At 71.2% G+C, this 13,626-nt stretch carries 10 protein-coding genes; 4 read left to right on the plus strand and 6 right to left on the minus strand.

The annotated features are described in order from the left end of the window. Positions 1-25: 25 nt before the first annotated feature. Positions 26-1,579, minus strand: a complete 1,554-nt coding sequence (locus ACYVF7_RS05475) for an MFS transporter (protein ID WP_460335802.1) — start codon at positions 1,577-1,579, stop codon at positions 26-28. Positions 1,580-1,770: 191 nt separating this feature from the next. After that, complete coding sequence (locus ACYVF7_RS05480) at positions 1,771-2,778, minus strand: LysR family transcriptional regulator (protein WP_460335805.1); 1,008 nt, start codon at positions 2,776-2,778, stop codon at positions 1,771-1,773. Positions 2,779-2,841: 63 nt separating this feature from the next. On the opposite strand from ACYVF7_RS05480, the gene dnaE reads away from it, so the two are divergent. Next, the gene (gene dnaE, locus ACYVF7_RS05485) at positions 2,842-6,405 is read left to right on the plus strand and encodes a DNA polymerase III subunit alpha (RefSeq protein ID WP_460335808.1); all 3,564 of its coding nucleotides are present in this window, start codon (positions 2,842-2,844) and stop codon (positions 6,403-6,405) included. Continuing rightward, positions 6,402-6,734, plus strand: coding sequence for a DUF6300 family protein (locus ACYVF7_RS05490; protein WP_460335811.1), 333 nt, complete (start codon positions 6,402-6,404; stop codon positions 6,732-6,734). Before dnaE ends, ACYVF7_RS05490 begins: the two co-directional genes overlap by 4 nt. 30 nt (positions 6,735-6,764) lie before the next feature. On the opposite strand, the gene ACYVF7_RS05495 is transcribed toward ACYVF7_RS05490, so the two are convergent. The 4 genes from ACYVF7_RS05495 to ACYVF7_RS05510 form a co-directional block, all read right to left on the minus strand. Continuing rightward, positions 6,765-8,783 (minus strand): hypothetical protein, encoded by a 2,019-nt coding sequence (locus ACYVF7_RS05495; protein WP_460335814.1) that lies wholly within the window; start codon positions 8,781-8,783, stop codon positions 6,765-6,767. A 76-nt stretch (positions 8,784-8,859) separates the two neighbouring features. Next, positions 8,860-9,783, minus strand: a complete 924-nt coding sequence (locus ACYVF7_RS05500; protein WP_460335817.1) for a TIGR03619 family F420-dependent LLM class oxidoreductase — start codon at positions 9,781-9,783, stop codon at positions 8,860-8,862. Further along, positions 9,780-10,649 (minus strand): dihydrodipicolinate synthase family protein, encoded by an 870-nt coding sequence (locus tag ACYVF7_RS05505; RefSeq protein WP_460335820.1) that lies wholly within the window; start codon positions 10,647-10,649, stop codon positions 9,780-9,782. Before ACYVF7_RS05505 ends, ACYVF7_RS05500 begins: the two co-directional genes overlap by 4 nt. An 11-nt stretch (positions 10,650-10,660) precedes the next feature. Then, entirely contained in the window at positions 10,661-11,560 is a 900-nt protein-coding gene (locus tag ACYVF7_RS05510; RefSeq protein WP_460335823.1) for an EamA family transporter, read from the minus strand. A 73-nt stretch (positions 11,561-11,633) separates the two neighbouring features. Between ACYVF7_RS05510 and ACYVF7_RS05515 the strand changes: the two genes are divergently transcribed. Both ACYVF7_RS05515 and ACYVF7_RS05520 read left to right on the plus strand, forming a co-directional pair. Next, positions 11,634-12,563 carry a LysR family transcriptional regulator gene (locus tag ACYVF7_RS05515; RefSeq protein WP_460335826.1) on the plus strand — a complete coding sequence of 310 codons (930 nt, stop codon included), beginning with the start codon at positions 11,634-11,636 and terminating at the stop codon, positions 12,561-12,563. A gap of 213 nt (positions 12,564-12,776) precedes the next feature. Further along, complete coding sequence (locus tag ACYVF7_RS05520) at positions 12,777-13,622, plus strand: NmrA family NAD(P)-binding protein (RefSeq protein ID WP_460335829.1); 846 nt, start codon at positions 12,777-12,779, stop codon at positions 13,620-13,622. The last annotated feature ends 4 nt before the right edge of the window (positions 13,623-13,626 follow it).

The raw sequence follows: 13,626 nt of genomic DNA on the forward strand, positions 1-13,626 counted from the left end.
GGCCGGACGCACGGGACTCTCGCCTCTATCGACGGATCATCTCGAGGTCGGGCGTCTGCTCGGCGGGGGCGGTGTCCTGGGCGGGGGCCGAGACCGGGACGTCGCGGAGGACGACGAGGGTGATCAGGGCCGCGGTCGCCAGGACGATGCCGCCGGACAGGCCGGTGACGTTCAGGCCGTGGGTGAAGGCGGTCTTGGCGGCCTCCAGGAGGGCCAGGCCGCCGTGGCCGGGGACGTGGGCGGCGCTGCCGAGGGTGTCGCGGGCCGCCCGCAGTGTCTCGGCGGGGATCCCGGTCACCCGTACGCCGGCCATCTGGTGGTGGTAGACGGCGGTGCCGATCGAGCCGAGGATCGCGAAGCCGAGCGCCCCGCCCAACTCGCTGCCGGTCTCGGAGACGGCCGAGGCGGCGCCCGCCTGCTCGGCGGGGGCGGCGGCCAGGATCATGTCGGCGGTCAGTGAGGTGGCCACGAGCATGCCGGCGGCGAGCAGCCCGGCGCCGGTCAGGATGACGGCCAGGTTCTGGTGGACGTGGACCTGGGTGGTCACGGCCAGCCCGCAGGCCGACACCAGCAGCCCGGCGGTGATGACGAAGGCGGGGCGGACCTTCTTGGCGGCGATCCCGGCGATCGTCATCGCGACCATGATGAACGGCATGACCGCCAGCGACCACAGTGCGGCCTTGAACGGGCTCATGTCGTGGACGACCTGCAGGTACTGCATGGTGTAGAAGCTGAAGCCGAGCATTGCGAAGTTGGTCACCGCGTTGACGCTCACCGACGCGCTGTAGGTCCGGTGCCGGAACAGCCGCAGGTCGATCAGCGGGTGGGCGATCGTCCGCTGGCGGTGCCAGAAGACGACCCCGACGGCGAGACCCGCGGCGATCGAGAGCACCGGGACCAGCGCGTAGCCGTCCACGGCGAGCTCCTTGATGCCGTAGATGACCGGTAGCACGGCGCCCAGCGACAGCAGCGAGCCGAGCAGGTCGAACCGGCCGGCGGCGGGGTTGCGGAACTCCGGCAGCAGTGCCGGGCCCAGCAGCAGGAGCAGCGCCATCGCGGGCAGGTTGAGCAGGAACGCCGAGCCCCACCAGAAGTGGTCCATCAGCAGACCGCCGATGATCGGCCCGACGGTGACCCCGCCGGTCATGGCGCCGGTCCACACCGCGATCGCGGTCTTGCGCTGGCCCGAGTCGTGGAACATGTTGCGGATCAGCGCCAGCGTCGAGGGCATCAACGTCGCGCCCGCCAGCCCCAGCACCGCGCGAGCGCCGATGAGCATCCCGGCGCTGGTGGAGTACGCGGCGGCGACCGACGCCGCGCTGAAGGCCACGGCGCCGATGAGCAACAGCCGGCGCCGGCCGATGCGGTCGCCCAGCGCACCCATGGTGATCAGCATGCCGGCGAGCACGAAGCCGTACATGTCCATGATCCACAGCAGCTGGGTGCCGGATGGCTTGAGGTCGGCGCTGATGAACGGCATCCCGAACAGCAGCACACTCACGTCCATCGAGACGATCAGGCACGGCAGCACCAGTACCGCCAGCCCGACCCATTCCTTCGTGCCCGCCTTGACGTTCACGTCCCTGTCCTTTCCCTGCGAGGGATCGATGAGAGACACCTTCGCCGGGGCCGCTCACCGTCCGCTCACCGTTCGCTGACCGCGACGGTGCGCGCCTGGTCAGGCCGCCGTAGGGGTGTCCGTGATCAGCGTGGACGGAGCGCTTCGGGCGAACAACGACGAGTTCGGCAACGCACTGTTGACCGTCCGCTTCACGATCGGGCCGGGGCGGTGAAGCGGGACCGGTCGGGAGCCGGGATCCACTGGCGCTGCGGGTCGAAAGGCCGGTAGCGCCCCGTGACGTGGGAGACCAGGGAGCGCAGCACCGGGTGGCGGTTACGGCCGTGCCACAGCAGCGACCACGGGTACGCGGGAGTGGGCGCGGTGAGCGGGATCTGGACCACGTCGGGGCGCCAGGGGAGCCGTGTCCGGTCCCCGTTGAAGGTGGCCAGGTCGTCCGATCCGACGCGTTCCACCAGGTGCTCGTGGCCGAAGAGGGGGCGGCCGGACGTGTCGAACTTTACGGCGAAGTCGTCGCCGAGGGAGCGGTAGAACTCCGCCCATTCGGTGTCAGGCCGGGCGATCCCCGGCATCCAGATCGTCGTGCCCGCCAGTTCGGACATCTTCACCTCGCGCCGGTCGGCGAGCGGGTGCCCACGGCCGACCAGGAGGTGGAGCGGTTCGAGGTAGGCGGGTGTGCACTCGATGTCCTCGCCGAGGTCCCCGGTGGCTCGGGCGAAGAAGGCGTCGATCGATCCGCGGGCCAGTTCGGGCAGTGCCTCGGTGAATCCGTTCGAGGTCACGATCTCCAGGTCGACCTCGTCGACGGCCTCGTGGAACCCGCGGACGATGTCGATCGACGCCACCCATTTACGGTGCACGTCGATGCGCAGGGCCCGGCGCCGGTCGCGCAGCAGCATGACGGCCTGGTCGGCGAGGGCGATGAGCGCACGCGCGTTCGTGAGGAACGTCGCGCCGTCCTCGGTCACCTCGGTTCCACCGTGCGAGCGGTGGAAGAGCACCGTACCGAGATCGGCTTCGAGCCGTGCGACGCGCTTGGAGACCGCCTGCTGGCTCAGGCCGAGGCGGACGGCCGCCTCGCTGAAGGAGCGCTCCTCGGCGACGGCGACGAAGGCGCGGACGGCCGCGAGGTGCAGGTCCGGCTCACCTCGGTGCACAACCGATGGCTGTCGCGGATCGGCGTGTCGGTTGTTGGACACCCCACGCTCCCTTTCGGTCGAATGACGGACGCCGCTGAGACGTACAACCTAAGGGAGTGACCGGTGGGTTCGTTCGTCCACCTGCATGTACATACGGAGTACTCGATGCTCGACGGCGCCGCGAAGGTGGGGCGCCTCATGGGAGAGGCCGACCGGCTGGGGATGCCCGCCGTCGCGATGAGCGACCACGGCAACGTGTACGGCGCGTACGAGTTCTATCATTCGGCGAACAAGGCGGGCGTCAAGCCGATCATCGGCATCGAGGCGTACGTCGCCCCGGCGTCGCGGTTCCACAAGCAGTCGGTGTTCTGGTCCGACAACCTCTCGCTGCGCAAGTCGAACGACGACACCGGCGAGGGCGGCGACGTCGCGGGCCGCGGCCTGTACACCCACATGACCATGTGGGCCACCGACGCCGAGGGCCTGCGGAACCTGTTCCGTCTCCAGTCGCGTGCCTGGCTCGAAGGCCACGTCCAGAAGTACCCGCGGATGGACGACGAACTGCTCGCCGAGCACGGCAGGGGCATCATCGCCACGACCGGCTGCCCGTCGGGCGCGGTGCAGACCCGGATCCGTCTCGGCCAGTACGACAAGGCGGTCGAGGCCGCCGCGACGTACCGGGACATCTTCGGCAAGGACCACTACTTCCTGGAGCTGATGGACCACGGCCTCGCGATCGAGCGGCGAGTCCGCGACGACCTGATGCGGCTCGGCCGCGAACTCGGCCTGCCGCCGCTGGCCACCAACGACTCCCACTACGTGACCGAGGACCAGGCCGCCGCGCACGACGCCCTCCTGTGCATCGGCACCGGCAAGCAGCTCGCCGACCAGAACCGCTTCCGCTTCTCCGGGTCCGGCTACTACCTCAAGACCGCCGAGGAGATGCGCTCCCTGTGGGACGGCGAGGTCCCCGGCGCCTGCGACAACACCCTCCTGATCGCCGAGCGCGTCGGCGACTACGGCGACGTCTTCGCCCACCGCGACCTGATGCCGAAGTTCCCCGTGCCGGAGGGACAGACCGAGTCGTCCTGGCTGCGGAAGGAGACCCTGGCCGGCGCGCGGCGCCGCTACCAGGGCGACCCGCCCCAGGAGGTCCTGGACCGCATCGACTACGAGCTGTCCGTGATCGACGACATGGGCTTCCCCGGCTACTTCCTCGTCGTCGCCGACATCTGCCGGTACGCCCGCGAGAACCGCATCGGCCTCGGACCCGGCCGAGGATCGGCGACCGGGTCGATGGTCGCCTACTGCACCGAGATCACCGAGCTCGACCCGATCGAGCACAAACTGATCTTCGAACGGTTCCTCAACCCCGAGCGCGTCACCATGCCGGACGTCGACCTCGACTTCGACGACCGCCGCCGCGACGAGATGATCGACTACGTCACCCGCAAGTACGGCGACGACCGGGTCTGCCAGATCGTCACCTTCGGCACCATCAAGGCCAAGGCCGCCGTCAAGGACGCCTGCCGGGTCCTCGGCTACCCGTACGCGCTCGGCGACCGCATCACCAAGGCGTTCCCCGCCGCCGCCGGCGGCAAGGAGATCCCGCTGTCGGCGATCCACGACGCGAACCACCCGCGTCACGGGGAGGCCGCCGAGCTGCGCAAGATGTACGAGGAGGAGCCGGACGTCAAGCGGGTCGTCGACACCGCCGTCGGCGTCGAGGGCCTGACCCGCGGCACCGGCATCCACGCCGCCGGCGTGATCCTGTCGTCCGATCCGCTGATCGACGTGCTTCCCCTGGTGAAACCGAAACAGGACGGTCCGGTCATCACCGGCTTCCCCTTCACGCAGGCCGAGGACATGGGCCTGCTGAAGATGGACTTCCTCGGCCTGCGCAACCTCACCGTCATCAACGACGCCATCGCCAACGTCAAGGCCAACAAGGGCGTCGAGATCGACATCCGCGACGTGCCCCTGGACGACAGGACGACGTACGAGCTGCTGGCGCGGGGCGACACGCTCGGGGTGTTCCAGCTCGACAGCGGCGGCATGCGGATCCTGCTGCGGCTGATGCAGCCGACGGTGTTCACCGACATCGCCGCGGTCAACGCCCTGTACCGGCCGGGCCCGATGGAGATGAACGCCCACACCAACTACGCGCTCCGCAAGACCGGCCGGCAGGAGGTCGAGCCGATCCACCCGGAGCTGAAGGAGGCGCTCGAACCGATCCTGGGCGACACCTACCACCTGGTGGTCTTCCAGGAGCAGGTCATGGCGATCGCCCGGGAGCTGGCCGGATACTCCCTCGGCGGCGCGGACCTGCTGCGCCGCGCGATGGGCAAGAAGAAGAAGGAGGTGCTGGACCAGCAGTGGGAGACGTTCTCGGCGGGCATGGCCGGCAACGGCTTCTCCGCGGAGGCGACCAAGGCCGTCTGGGACGTCCTCGTCCCCTTCTCCGGGTACGGGTTCAACAAGTCCCACACCGCCGGGTACGGCATCGTCTCCTACTGGACCGCGTACCTGAAGGCGAACCACCCGGCCGAGTACCTCGCCGCGCTGCTCACCTCGGTCGGTGACGACAAGGACAAGATGGCGGTCTACCTGTCGGACTGCCGGCGTCTCGGCATCAAGGTCCTGCCTCCCGACGTCAACGAGTCCGTGCTGAACTTCGCCGCCGTCGGGACGGACATCCGCTTCGGGCTCGGCGCGATCCGCAACGTCGGCGCGGGCGTCGTCGACGCGATCGTCGCGACCCGGAAGGAGCAGAGCGCCTACACCGGCTTCAACGACTTCCTGACCAAGGTCCCCGCGAGCGTCTGCAACAAGCGCGTCATCGAGTCCCTCGCCAAGGCCGGCGCGTTCGACGGTCTCGGCCACCACCGCAAGGCCCTGGTCATGGTCCACGAGCAGGCCATCGACTCGATCATCGACGTCAAACGCAACGAGGCCCGCGGCCAGGACTCCCTCTTCGGGGGCGTCGACGAACCCGAGGACGACCCCGGAGGAGCGTTCTCCATCGCCATCCCAGACGGCGAGTGGGACAAGAGCACCCTGCTCACGTTCGAACGCGAGATGCTCGGCCTGTACGTCTCCTCACACCCCCTCGACGGCGCCGAGCGGGTCCTGGAGGCCGCCCGCGACAGCACGCTCGCCGGGCTGCTGTCCTCCGGCCGTACGGACGGGTTCGTGCGGGTCGCCGGGATCATCTCCGGCCTGCAGCGCAAGGTCACCAAGCAGGGCAGCCCCTGGGCGATCGTCACCCTCGAGGACCACGACGCGTCCGTGGAGTGCCTGATCTTCCCCAAGAGCCACACCCTCTACGGCGAGGCGCTGGCCGAGGACCGGGTCGTCTCGATCCGTGGCCGGATCAACGTCCGGGACGAGACCCTGAGCGTCTACGGCGAGGAGGTCACCGTCCTCGACGTCTCTCAGGTGAGCGACGGAGAGCCGCCCGTGGTGATCTCTCTCCCGGAGGCCCGGGTGTCGGCCGACCTGGTCCGGGAGCTGAAGCGCATCCTGGACTCCCATCCCGGCCGCGCTCCCGTGCACCTGAGACTGCAGCCGCGGCGCCCGGGCACGAAGGGGCTGCTGATCGACCTCGACCGATTCCGCGTCCAGCCGGAGCCGTCGTTCTTCGGGGACATCAAGTCCCTCCTCGGCGCGAACGCGGTCGGCGCATGACCGCCGAGCCCGCGCGCAATCCGCTCCCGATGTCCCGGGCCTGCCCGCGGTGCGCCGGGGACATCCTCGCCGCACTGCGGGTTCCCCACGGCTGGCGGACCGAACAGGGCACCGAGGTCAGCGGCACGACGGAGATCCTGCTGTGCGCCCGCTGCGATGCCGACGATCCGATCGCCGCCTTCTTCGCCGTCCATCAGGTCGTGACCGACCAGACCGTGGACGTCCTCGCCCGCCTCATCCGGCGGTGGGCCGAGAACGCCAGGCCGCCCCGGCTCGACCAGGCGGCCCTCGACGCCGAGGTCGACGCCTGGTACCGCGGCGACCTGTGACCACGGTCCGGAGTGGTCTCGCCTGCCGCCTCAGTACCGCTGGACGCCGAGAACGTCGGCGAGGGTGTGGCGCAGCGGCCAATCCTCGGCAACGGCGTGATCGTAGGCCTCGCGCGCGTCGGCGGCGAACCTCGTGGCACCCCAGCGCAGCGGCCAGGAGTAACGGGAGCCGACCGTCCAGGCCGCCTTGGCGTCCACCTCGGACTCCCTGCCGGCCTGCGCGATGACCAGGTCCTCGCGGTCGAAGGCGACCGCGAGGGTCTGCTCGTCGAGCGGGAAGGTCGGGTTGATGTGGTGGTAGCCACCGTGGTCCGTGCCATCGCGTTCGAGCGGCCTGCGACCGGTCGCGGTGGCGTGAAAGGCGACCTCGCCGACGGCCGTCCCGTCCGGGCGGGTGAAACGGACCGTCTCCGGCCCGATGAGGACGATGACGTCGCCCGCGCCCCACAGCACGCCGCAGGCGTCCTCGGGGGCGTCGAGCACGGCCAGCCGCTCCGGCTCGCCCGCCAGCGACCAGACCTCGGCCCCGTCGGCGGTGCGGACGACGCCTCGGGTCCCGTCGGGCGACCAGGCGAAGCCGAGGACGTCGGGCATCTTCGAGCAGCGAGCGCGTGGCCCGGCGGGCATGCCGCGCCTTCGCTCCTCGCCCATGTCGACCAGGTGCACGGCCTCGCCGTAGGCGAGCGCCGCGACCCGTTCGCCGTCGGGCGACCAGACGAGGCCTTCGGCGGCGATTTCGTGACGGGCGAGGACCTCGCCGGTCACCGCGTCGGCGATGACGATGCCATCGCGTCCGGTGCAGGCGACGTACCGCCCGCACGGGCTGAACTCGACGGGGACCTCGGTGGCCCAGTGGTCGGCGCGACCGCCGTGCCCCCGAATCCAGGCGACGCGGCCGTCGGCGGTGGCGACGGCGAAGACGAAGTCGGCGCTCACGAAGCGCAGGAAGCGGCCGTCGGGCGACCAGCCGGGGCACCATTCGACGTAGAAGGTGGATTCGCTGTTGAACCGCGGGCCGAGGGCCTCGGCGACATGCCCGGGGGCGTCCTCGGCGAGGGTGGTGAAGTCGCCGCCGTAGGGCCGCTTCCTCGTGCCGTAGCCGGGATCCCACATCACGTCGCCGCGTTCGACGTTGGCGATCGCACCCCACACGACGCCGTCGGTGCGGACGTTCACCCATACGCTGTGCCCGTCCGGGCTGAAGCCGAACTGGGGTGGGCGGGAGGCGCCGTCGGTGACGGCCGCGCTCGCGATCGGGTAGGCATAGTCGTCGAAGGGATCCCAGACGCCGATGACGTTGGTGTTGTACGCGGCGGCGAGGCGGGTCGAGTCGGCCGACCAGCGCAGAGCACCCCGGTAGTCGTCCCAGCCGACGCCGCCGAGGATGGCGTTGGAGTTGCGCATTCCGTTGACCGACCGGCCGGTGGCGACTTCGAAGATCTGGAGGGTGCCGCCGTGGCGGTAGGAACGTTCCCAGTCGCTGCTGGGCGAGCCCTGGCCGGGGATCTCCATTCCGCTGCCGACGGCGAGCCAGCGGCCGCAGGGGCTCAACGCGGCGGAGCGGACGTCCCCGACGTGAACGTAGGGGTGGTGGAGGCGGGCGGCGTCCTTCGCCCCGGTGATCCGCGCGGTGGCGAGCCGGTGTGCTTCGGTGATCCCTTGCGACGCCTCGATCTCGGCGAGCCGCGTGCGCAACCCGGGCAGGTCGCGGTCGGGGGTGAACGCCGTCCAGTCGGCGGCCTCCAGGATCGCGCGCAGCTTGTCGGCGTCGGCCTCGGCGATCGCGGCGGGGTCCGCGAACACGGCCGGAGGCTCGGCGGGCCGGTCGTCGGGCAGCAGGTGGCGGAACGCGGCCTCGGTCAGGACCGGGACGCCGATGACCTTGCCGTACTGGAGGCCGGAATCGCGGCTGCGGAAGACCAGGTCGACGTTTTGCGACGGGGTCTTCTGGACGATGGCACCCAGCGCCTCGGCGTGCGCCGTCGCCTCGTCCCGGGACAGGCCGTGGAATCTGCCACTGAAAACGATCTTCTTACCCGTGATGTCCATGCGCGGCGATGGTAGTGACCGACTGCGACAGACCGAGCGGTCGGTTCTCAGCCCCGATCGCCGGTCCCGTCACCGCTCAGGCGCTCGGGGCGAGGGCCTCGACGATCTCGTCGGCGCGGGCGGTGGCGGAGGCGGGTTCGAGGTCGGGGGCGCCGACGAGCGGGTCCCAGTTGAGGTCGTAGAACAGTTCGGTGACGCCCTGTTCGCCGAGCCAGGCCGCGTCCTCGCGGATCTGCTCGTACGACCCGGACAGGCGCAGGCGCTCGCCGGACTCGTCGCGGGCCTCCTCGCCCGCCCGTACGGCGCCGCGGACGACGACGCGCACCGCGTCGGGGTCCTTGCCCGCCTCCTCGGCGGCGCGCCGGACGACCGCGATCTGCTCGTGGATGCGGGACAGGTCGGTGGCGCTGCGGCTGAGCCAGCCGTCCGCGATCCGGCCGGCGCGCTTCAGCGCGGCCTCCGCGACGCCGCCGAGCAGCACGGGCGGGTGCGGATGCTGCGCGGGCTTGGGCGCCTGCCGGCTCGCCGGGATCGTATGGAACTCCCCGTCGAACGAGCTGACCTCGTCCTCCCACAGGGTGCGCAGCGCGGCGACGAACTCCTCGGCCCGCCTGCCGCGCCGCTCCGGTGACGTGCCGCTGGCGACGAACTCCTCACGCTGCCAGCCGGCGCCCAGCCCGAGGTCGAGCCGGCCGCCGGAGAGCACGTCGAGTGAGGCGGTCTCCTTGGCGAGGTACACCGGGGTGACGAACGGGAAGTTGATCAGCGAGACGCCGAGCCGGATGCGGGACGTGCGGGCGGCGGCGTACGCCAGCGTGATGAGTGGGTCGAGCACGCTGCGGTAGACCGGCGCCAGCGCCTCCTTGTCGGCCGGGGTGAGAAGGCGGTGGAACGTCCACAGCGACGCGTACCCGAGGTCCTCCGCCTTCTCGGCGAAGTGACCGACGTTCCGTGGGGTGGCCCATGCCCCCGACACCGGGGCGCCGAATCCGATCCTCATGCCCCCAATGGTCGCAGCCGGTCGAGCGCGGCGGTCACCGAGGCGGCGGCCGGTGGCCGCAGCGGCGACCGTACGGTGGCGTCGGCGATCAGCCCCTGCTCGGCGAGCACCGCCTTGATCACGCTGGGGGAGGGCTCGGCGAACAGCGCGTTCACCAGGGGGAGCAGGGCGTTGTGCAGGTCACGCGCGCGGGCGGCGTCCCCGTCCCGTACGGCGTCGGCCATGGCGGCGAACGCGGCCGGGGCGACGTTCGCCGAAGCCGTGATCCCGCCCGCCGCGCCGAGTTGCAGGAGCGGGTAGAGGAACGCGTCGTCGCCGCCGAGCACGCCGTGCCCTTCGGCCAGCAGGGTGAGGGTGTCCGCGTCGATCGCTCCGGCGCAGTGCTTGATCCCGGCGACGTACCCGGTGGTGAGCAGCTTGAGGAGCGTCTCCGGGCGCAGCGTCTTCCCGGTGCGGTACGGGATGTTGTAGACGAGCAGCGGCACGCCGGCCGCCGCACCGATCGCCGCGAAGTGGTCGAGGACGCCTTCGTCGGTGGGGCGCACGTAGTACGGCACGACGGTGAGCAGCAGGTCCGCGGCGACCCCGCGGTCCACCGCCTGCCGGATCGACTCGTCGGTGCCGCTCGTGCCCGCCCCGACGGTCAGCGGCGTGCCGTACGCGTCGCTGATCCTCCGGCAGGTCGTGATCACCGTCCGGCGCTCGTCGGTGGTGAGCAGCGAGCCCTCGCCCGTGGTGGCGAGGACGACCAGTCCCGCGGCGCCTTCGGTGAGGACGTGGTGGGCCAGGCGTTCGAGTGAGGGGACGTCGAGGGTCCCGTCGGATCCGAACGGCGTGACGAGGGGGACGTGGATTCCGTGCGGCATGGGGCCTTCCTTCAGCGGGTCGGGGCGAGGACGGCGTCGGGCGTGGCCACGGACGGCGTACGGCGGCGGAGGCTGCTGAGGGCGACACCGCCGACGATGAGGCAGGCCGCGACGACGTCGGTGACCGTGATGTCCTCGCCGAGGACGAGCGCCGCCGAGGACATGCCGAACAGCGGCACGAGGAGCGAGTAGATCGCGACCTGGCCGGCGTCGTACCGGCGCAGCAGCCAGCCCCAGAGGCCGAACCCGACCAGCGTCGACAGGTAGGCGATGTAGACGAGCGCGCCCAGGCCGCCCGCGCCGATGTGCGTCAGCGCGTGCAGGTCCGCGCGCGGCCCCTCGAAGATCAGGGACAGGGCGAGCAGCGGCAGCGGCGGCACGAGGCTGACCCAGACCATGAACGCGAACATGTCCGGCGGCTGCGCCTTCCGCATCCCGATGTTGGCCAGCCCCCACATGCCCGCCGCGACGACGCAGAGCACGAACGCGAGCACGGGTCCGCCCTGGCCCAGCGAGACGGCGATCACCACGATGCCGGTGAACGCCACGAGCATGCCCGCGATCTGGGCGCGTCGCATCCGCTCGCCCAGCGTCAACACGGCGAAGGCCGCGGTGAACAACGCCTGGGTCTGCAGGACGAGCGACGCCAGCCCGGCCGGCATGCCCATGTGCATGCCGATGAACAGCAGGCCGAACTGCCCCACGCCGAGCGGCAGGCCGATGAGCGCCATCCGTCGCCAGGGGATCGTCGGCCGGCGGACGAACAGGACGGCGGGGAACGCCGCCGCGACGAAGCGCAGTGCGGCGAACAGCAGCGGCGGCAGGGCGCCGAGTCCGACGTGGATGACGACGAAATTGATCCCCCAGATCGCGGCGATCATCACCGCGATGGCGACGTGGCGAGGTCTCATGTCCCCGATCGTCCGGTGCACGATGCTTTAGGACAAGCGAATATTCCTTAAGCCTTCCGTGTAGCATGACTACATGCTGGATCTGGAGCGGCTGCGCGCCCTCAACGCCGTGGCCACGTACGGTTCCGTCAGTGCCGCCGCCGAGGTGCTGCACGTCACGACGTCCGCCGTCTCCCAGCAGGTCGCGAAGCTGGAGCGCGAGACCGGGCAGAAGCTCCTGGAGCGCAACGGCCGGGGCGTCCGCCTCACCGACGCCGCCGCCCTGCTCGCCGCGCACGCCGAGCGCATTCTCGCCATGGTCGAGGCGGCCGAGTCCGACCTGGAGGCACACCGCGGGGCCGTCGTCGGGGAGCTGTCGGTCGCGGCGTTCCCCACCGCCGCGCGCGGCCTGATGCCGCCCGCGCTGGCCCTCCTCGCCACGGAGCACCCCCGCCTGACCGTCTCCCTCCGCGAACAGGAGCCGCACTCGGCCGTGCCCCTCATCGCACGCGGCGAGATCGACCTCGGCATCGTGCAGGACTGGTTCAACGTGCCGCTCGCGATCCCGGACGGCCTGGTCAAGGCGCCCCTCCTCGACGACGTCGCGGACCTGGCCCTGCCCGCCGGCCACCCGCTCGCCGGCCGCCACGTCATCGACCTGCACGACATGCGCGGCGAGGCGTGGATCGCCCAGTCGGCCGGCGCGATCTGCCGCGACTGGCTCGAGCACACCCTCCGCTCCGCCGGTCTCGAGCCGAGGATCAACCACACCGCCGACGAGTACGCGACCCAGCTCGCCCTCGTCGCCGCCGGTCTGGGCACCGCCGTCCTGCCGCGCCTGGGGCGCTGCGACGTGCCGCCGGGCGTCCGCATCGTCGCCGTACGCCCCGCGCTGACCCGCCACATCTACGGCATATGGCGCGCCGAGGCGGCCCGCCGCCCCGCCATCCGCACGGCCGTCGCCGCCCTCCGCACCGCCGCCGGCGCGGGGAATCTCGAAATCGCCGCCGGAATCGCCGGGTAATACCCGGCTGAGCAGGTAAGAAGCGCTGCGGAAATCCCCTTTCCCGCCTTCGGTCGTCGCCGCGTTCCCGCAGGTCAGCGCCGAATGTGAACAGCATGTTCGCGTTTGCCCCGCCCGAATCCGCCGGTGAGGATGAGAGCACCGCGAACCCGGCCCCGGAAAGGGCCTTGTTTCGCCGTGCCCACATTCCGCCGCGGATTCCAGGGGAACGCCATGCCGATACTTGTCACCGGAGCGACCGGCACCGTCGGGAGCAGCCTCGTCCGTCAACTCGTGGCCGCGGGCCACGAGGTACGGGCCGTGACGCGGGACCCCGGCTCCCGCGCGGCCGCCGCCCTGCCCGCGCGGGCCGAGGTGGTCGCCGGCGACTTCGGCCGGCCCGAGACCCTCGTCCCCGCCCTGCGCGGGGTCGACCGGATGCACCTCGTCGCCATCGGCGAGTCGCTGACCACCGGCCGACGGATCCTCGACCTGGCCGCGGAGGCCGGCGTACGGCGGATCGTCCATCTCGGCCACAACGACCCCAGCCGCGACGACGACGACCCCATCGAGTCGGACCATCGCGCCCTGCACAAGGCCATCGAGAGCTCCGGCCTGGAATGGACGCACATCTTCCCGGGCGAGTTCATGGCCAACACCCGGGAGTGGGCCGGGTCGATCCGGACGGAGAGCGCCGTCCGGGCGCCGTTCGGCGACTGGACCAGCGCGATGGTCCACGAGGCCGACATCGCCGCGGTCGCCATGGCCGCCCTGCTCGACGAGGGTCACGCGGGGAAGACCTACGTCCCGACCGGCCCGGAGCCCGTACGACGCCGCGACGCCGTACGGCTGATCGGCGAGGCCGTCGGCCGGGAGGTCCGCTTCGTCGAGCTCACCCCCGACGAGGCCCGCGAACACTGGAAGGACCGGTACCCGGAGCAGGTCATCGAATGGTTCCTGGAGATGGGCCGGTACCTCGACGGCAACGCCTGGGTCTCGCCCACGGTCGAGGAGGTCACCGGCCGCCCCGGCCGCACGTTCGCCCAGTGGGCGACCGACCACGCCGCCGACTTCCGCTGATGCG

This window comes from Actinoallomurus acanthiterrae (assembly GCF_054775715.1).

What these genes read in the sequence shown, in the direction of transcription:
- ACYVF7_RS05500 (WP_460335817.1), bottom strand. Translation starts at nt 9,783, where the DNA reads ATGAGGATCGGATTCGGCGCCCCGGTGTCGGGGGCATGGGCCACCCCA.
- ACYVF7_RS05490 (WP_460335811.1), top strand. Translation starts at nt 6,402, where the DNA reads ATGACCGCCGAGCCCGCGCGCAATCCGCTCCCGATGTCCCGGGCCTGC.
- ACYVF7_RS05495 (WP_460335814.1), bottom strand. Translation starts at nt 8,783, where the DNA reads ATGGACATCACGGGTAAGAAGATCGTTTTCAGTGGCAGATTCCACGGC.
- ACYVF7_RS05515 (WP_460335826.1), top strand. Translation starts at nt 11,634, where the DNA reads ATGCTGGATCTGGAGCGGCTGCGCGCCCTCAACGCCGTGGCCACGTAC.
- ACYVF7_RS05510 (WP_460335823.1), bottom strand. Translation starts at nt 11,560, where the DNA reads ATGAGACCTCGCCACGTCGCCATCGCGGTGATGATCGCCGCGATCTGG.
- ACYVF7_RS05505 (WP_460335820.1), bottom strand. Translation starts at nt 10,649, where the DNA reads ATGCCGCACGGAATCCACGTCCCCCTCGTCACGCCGTTCGGATCCGAC.
- ACYVF7_RS05520 (WP_460335829.1), top strand. Translation starts at nt 12,777, where the DNA reads ATGCCGATACTTGTCACCGGAGCGACCGGCACCGTCGGGAGCAGCCTC.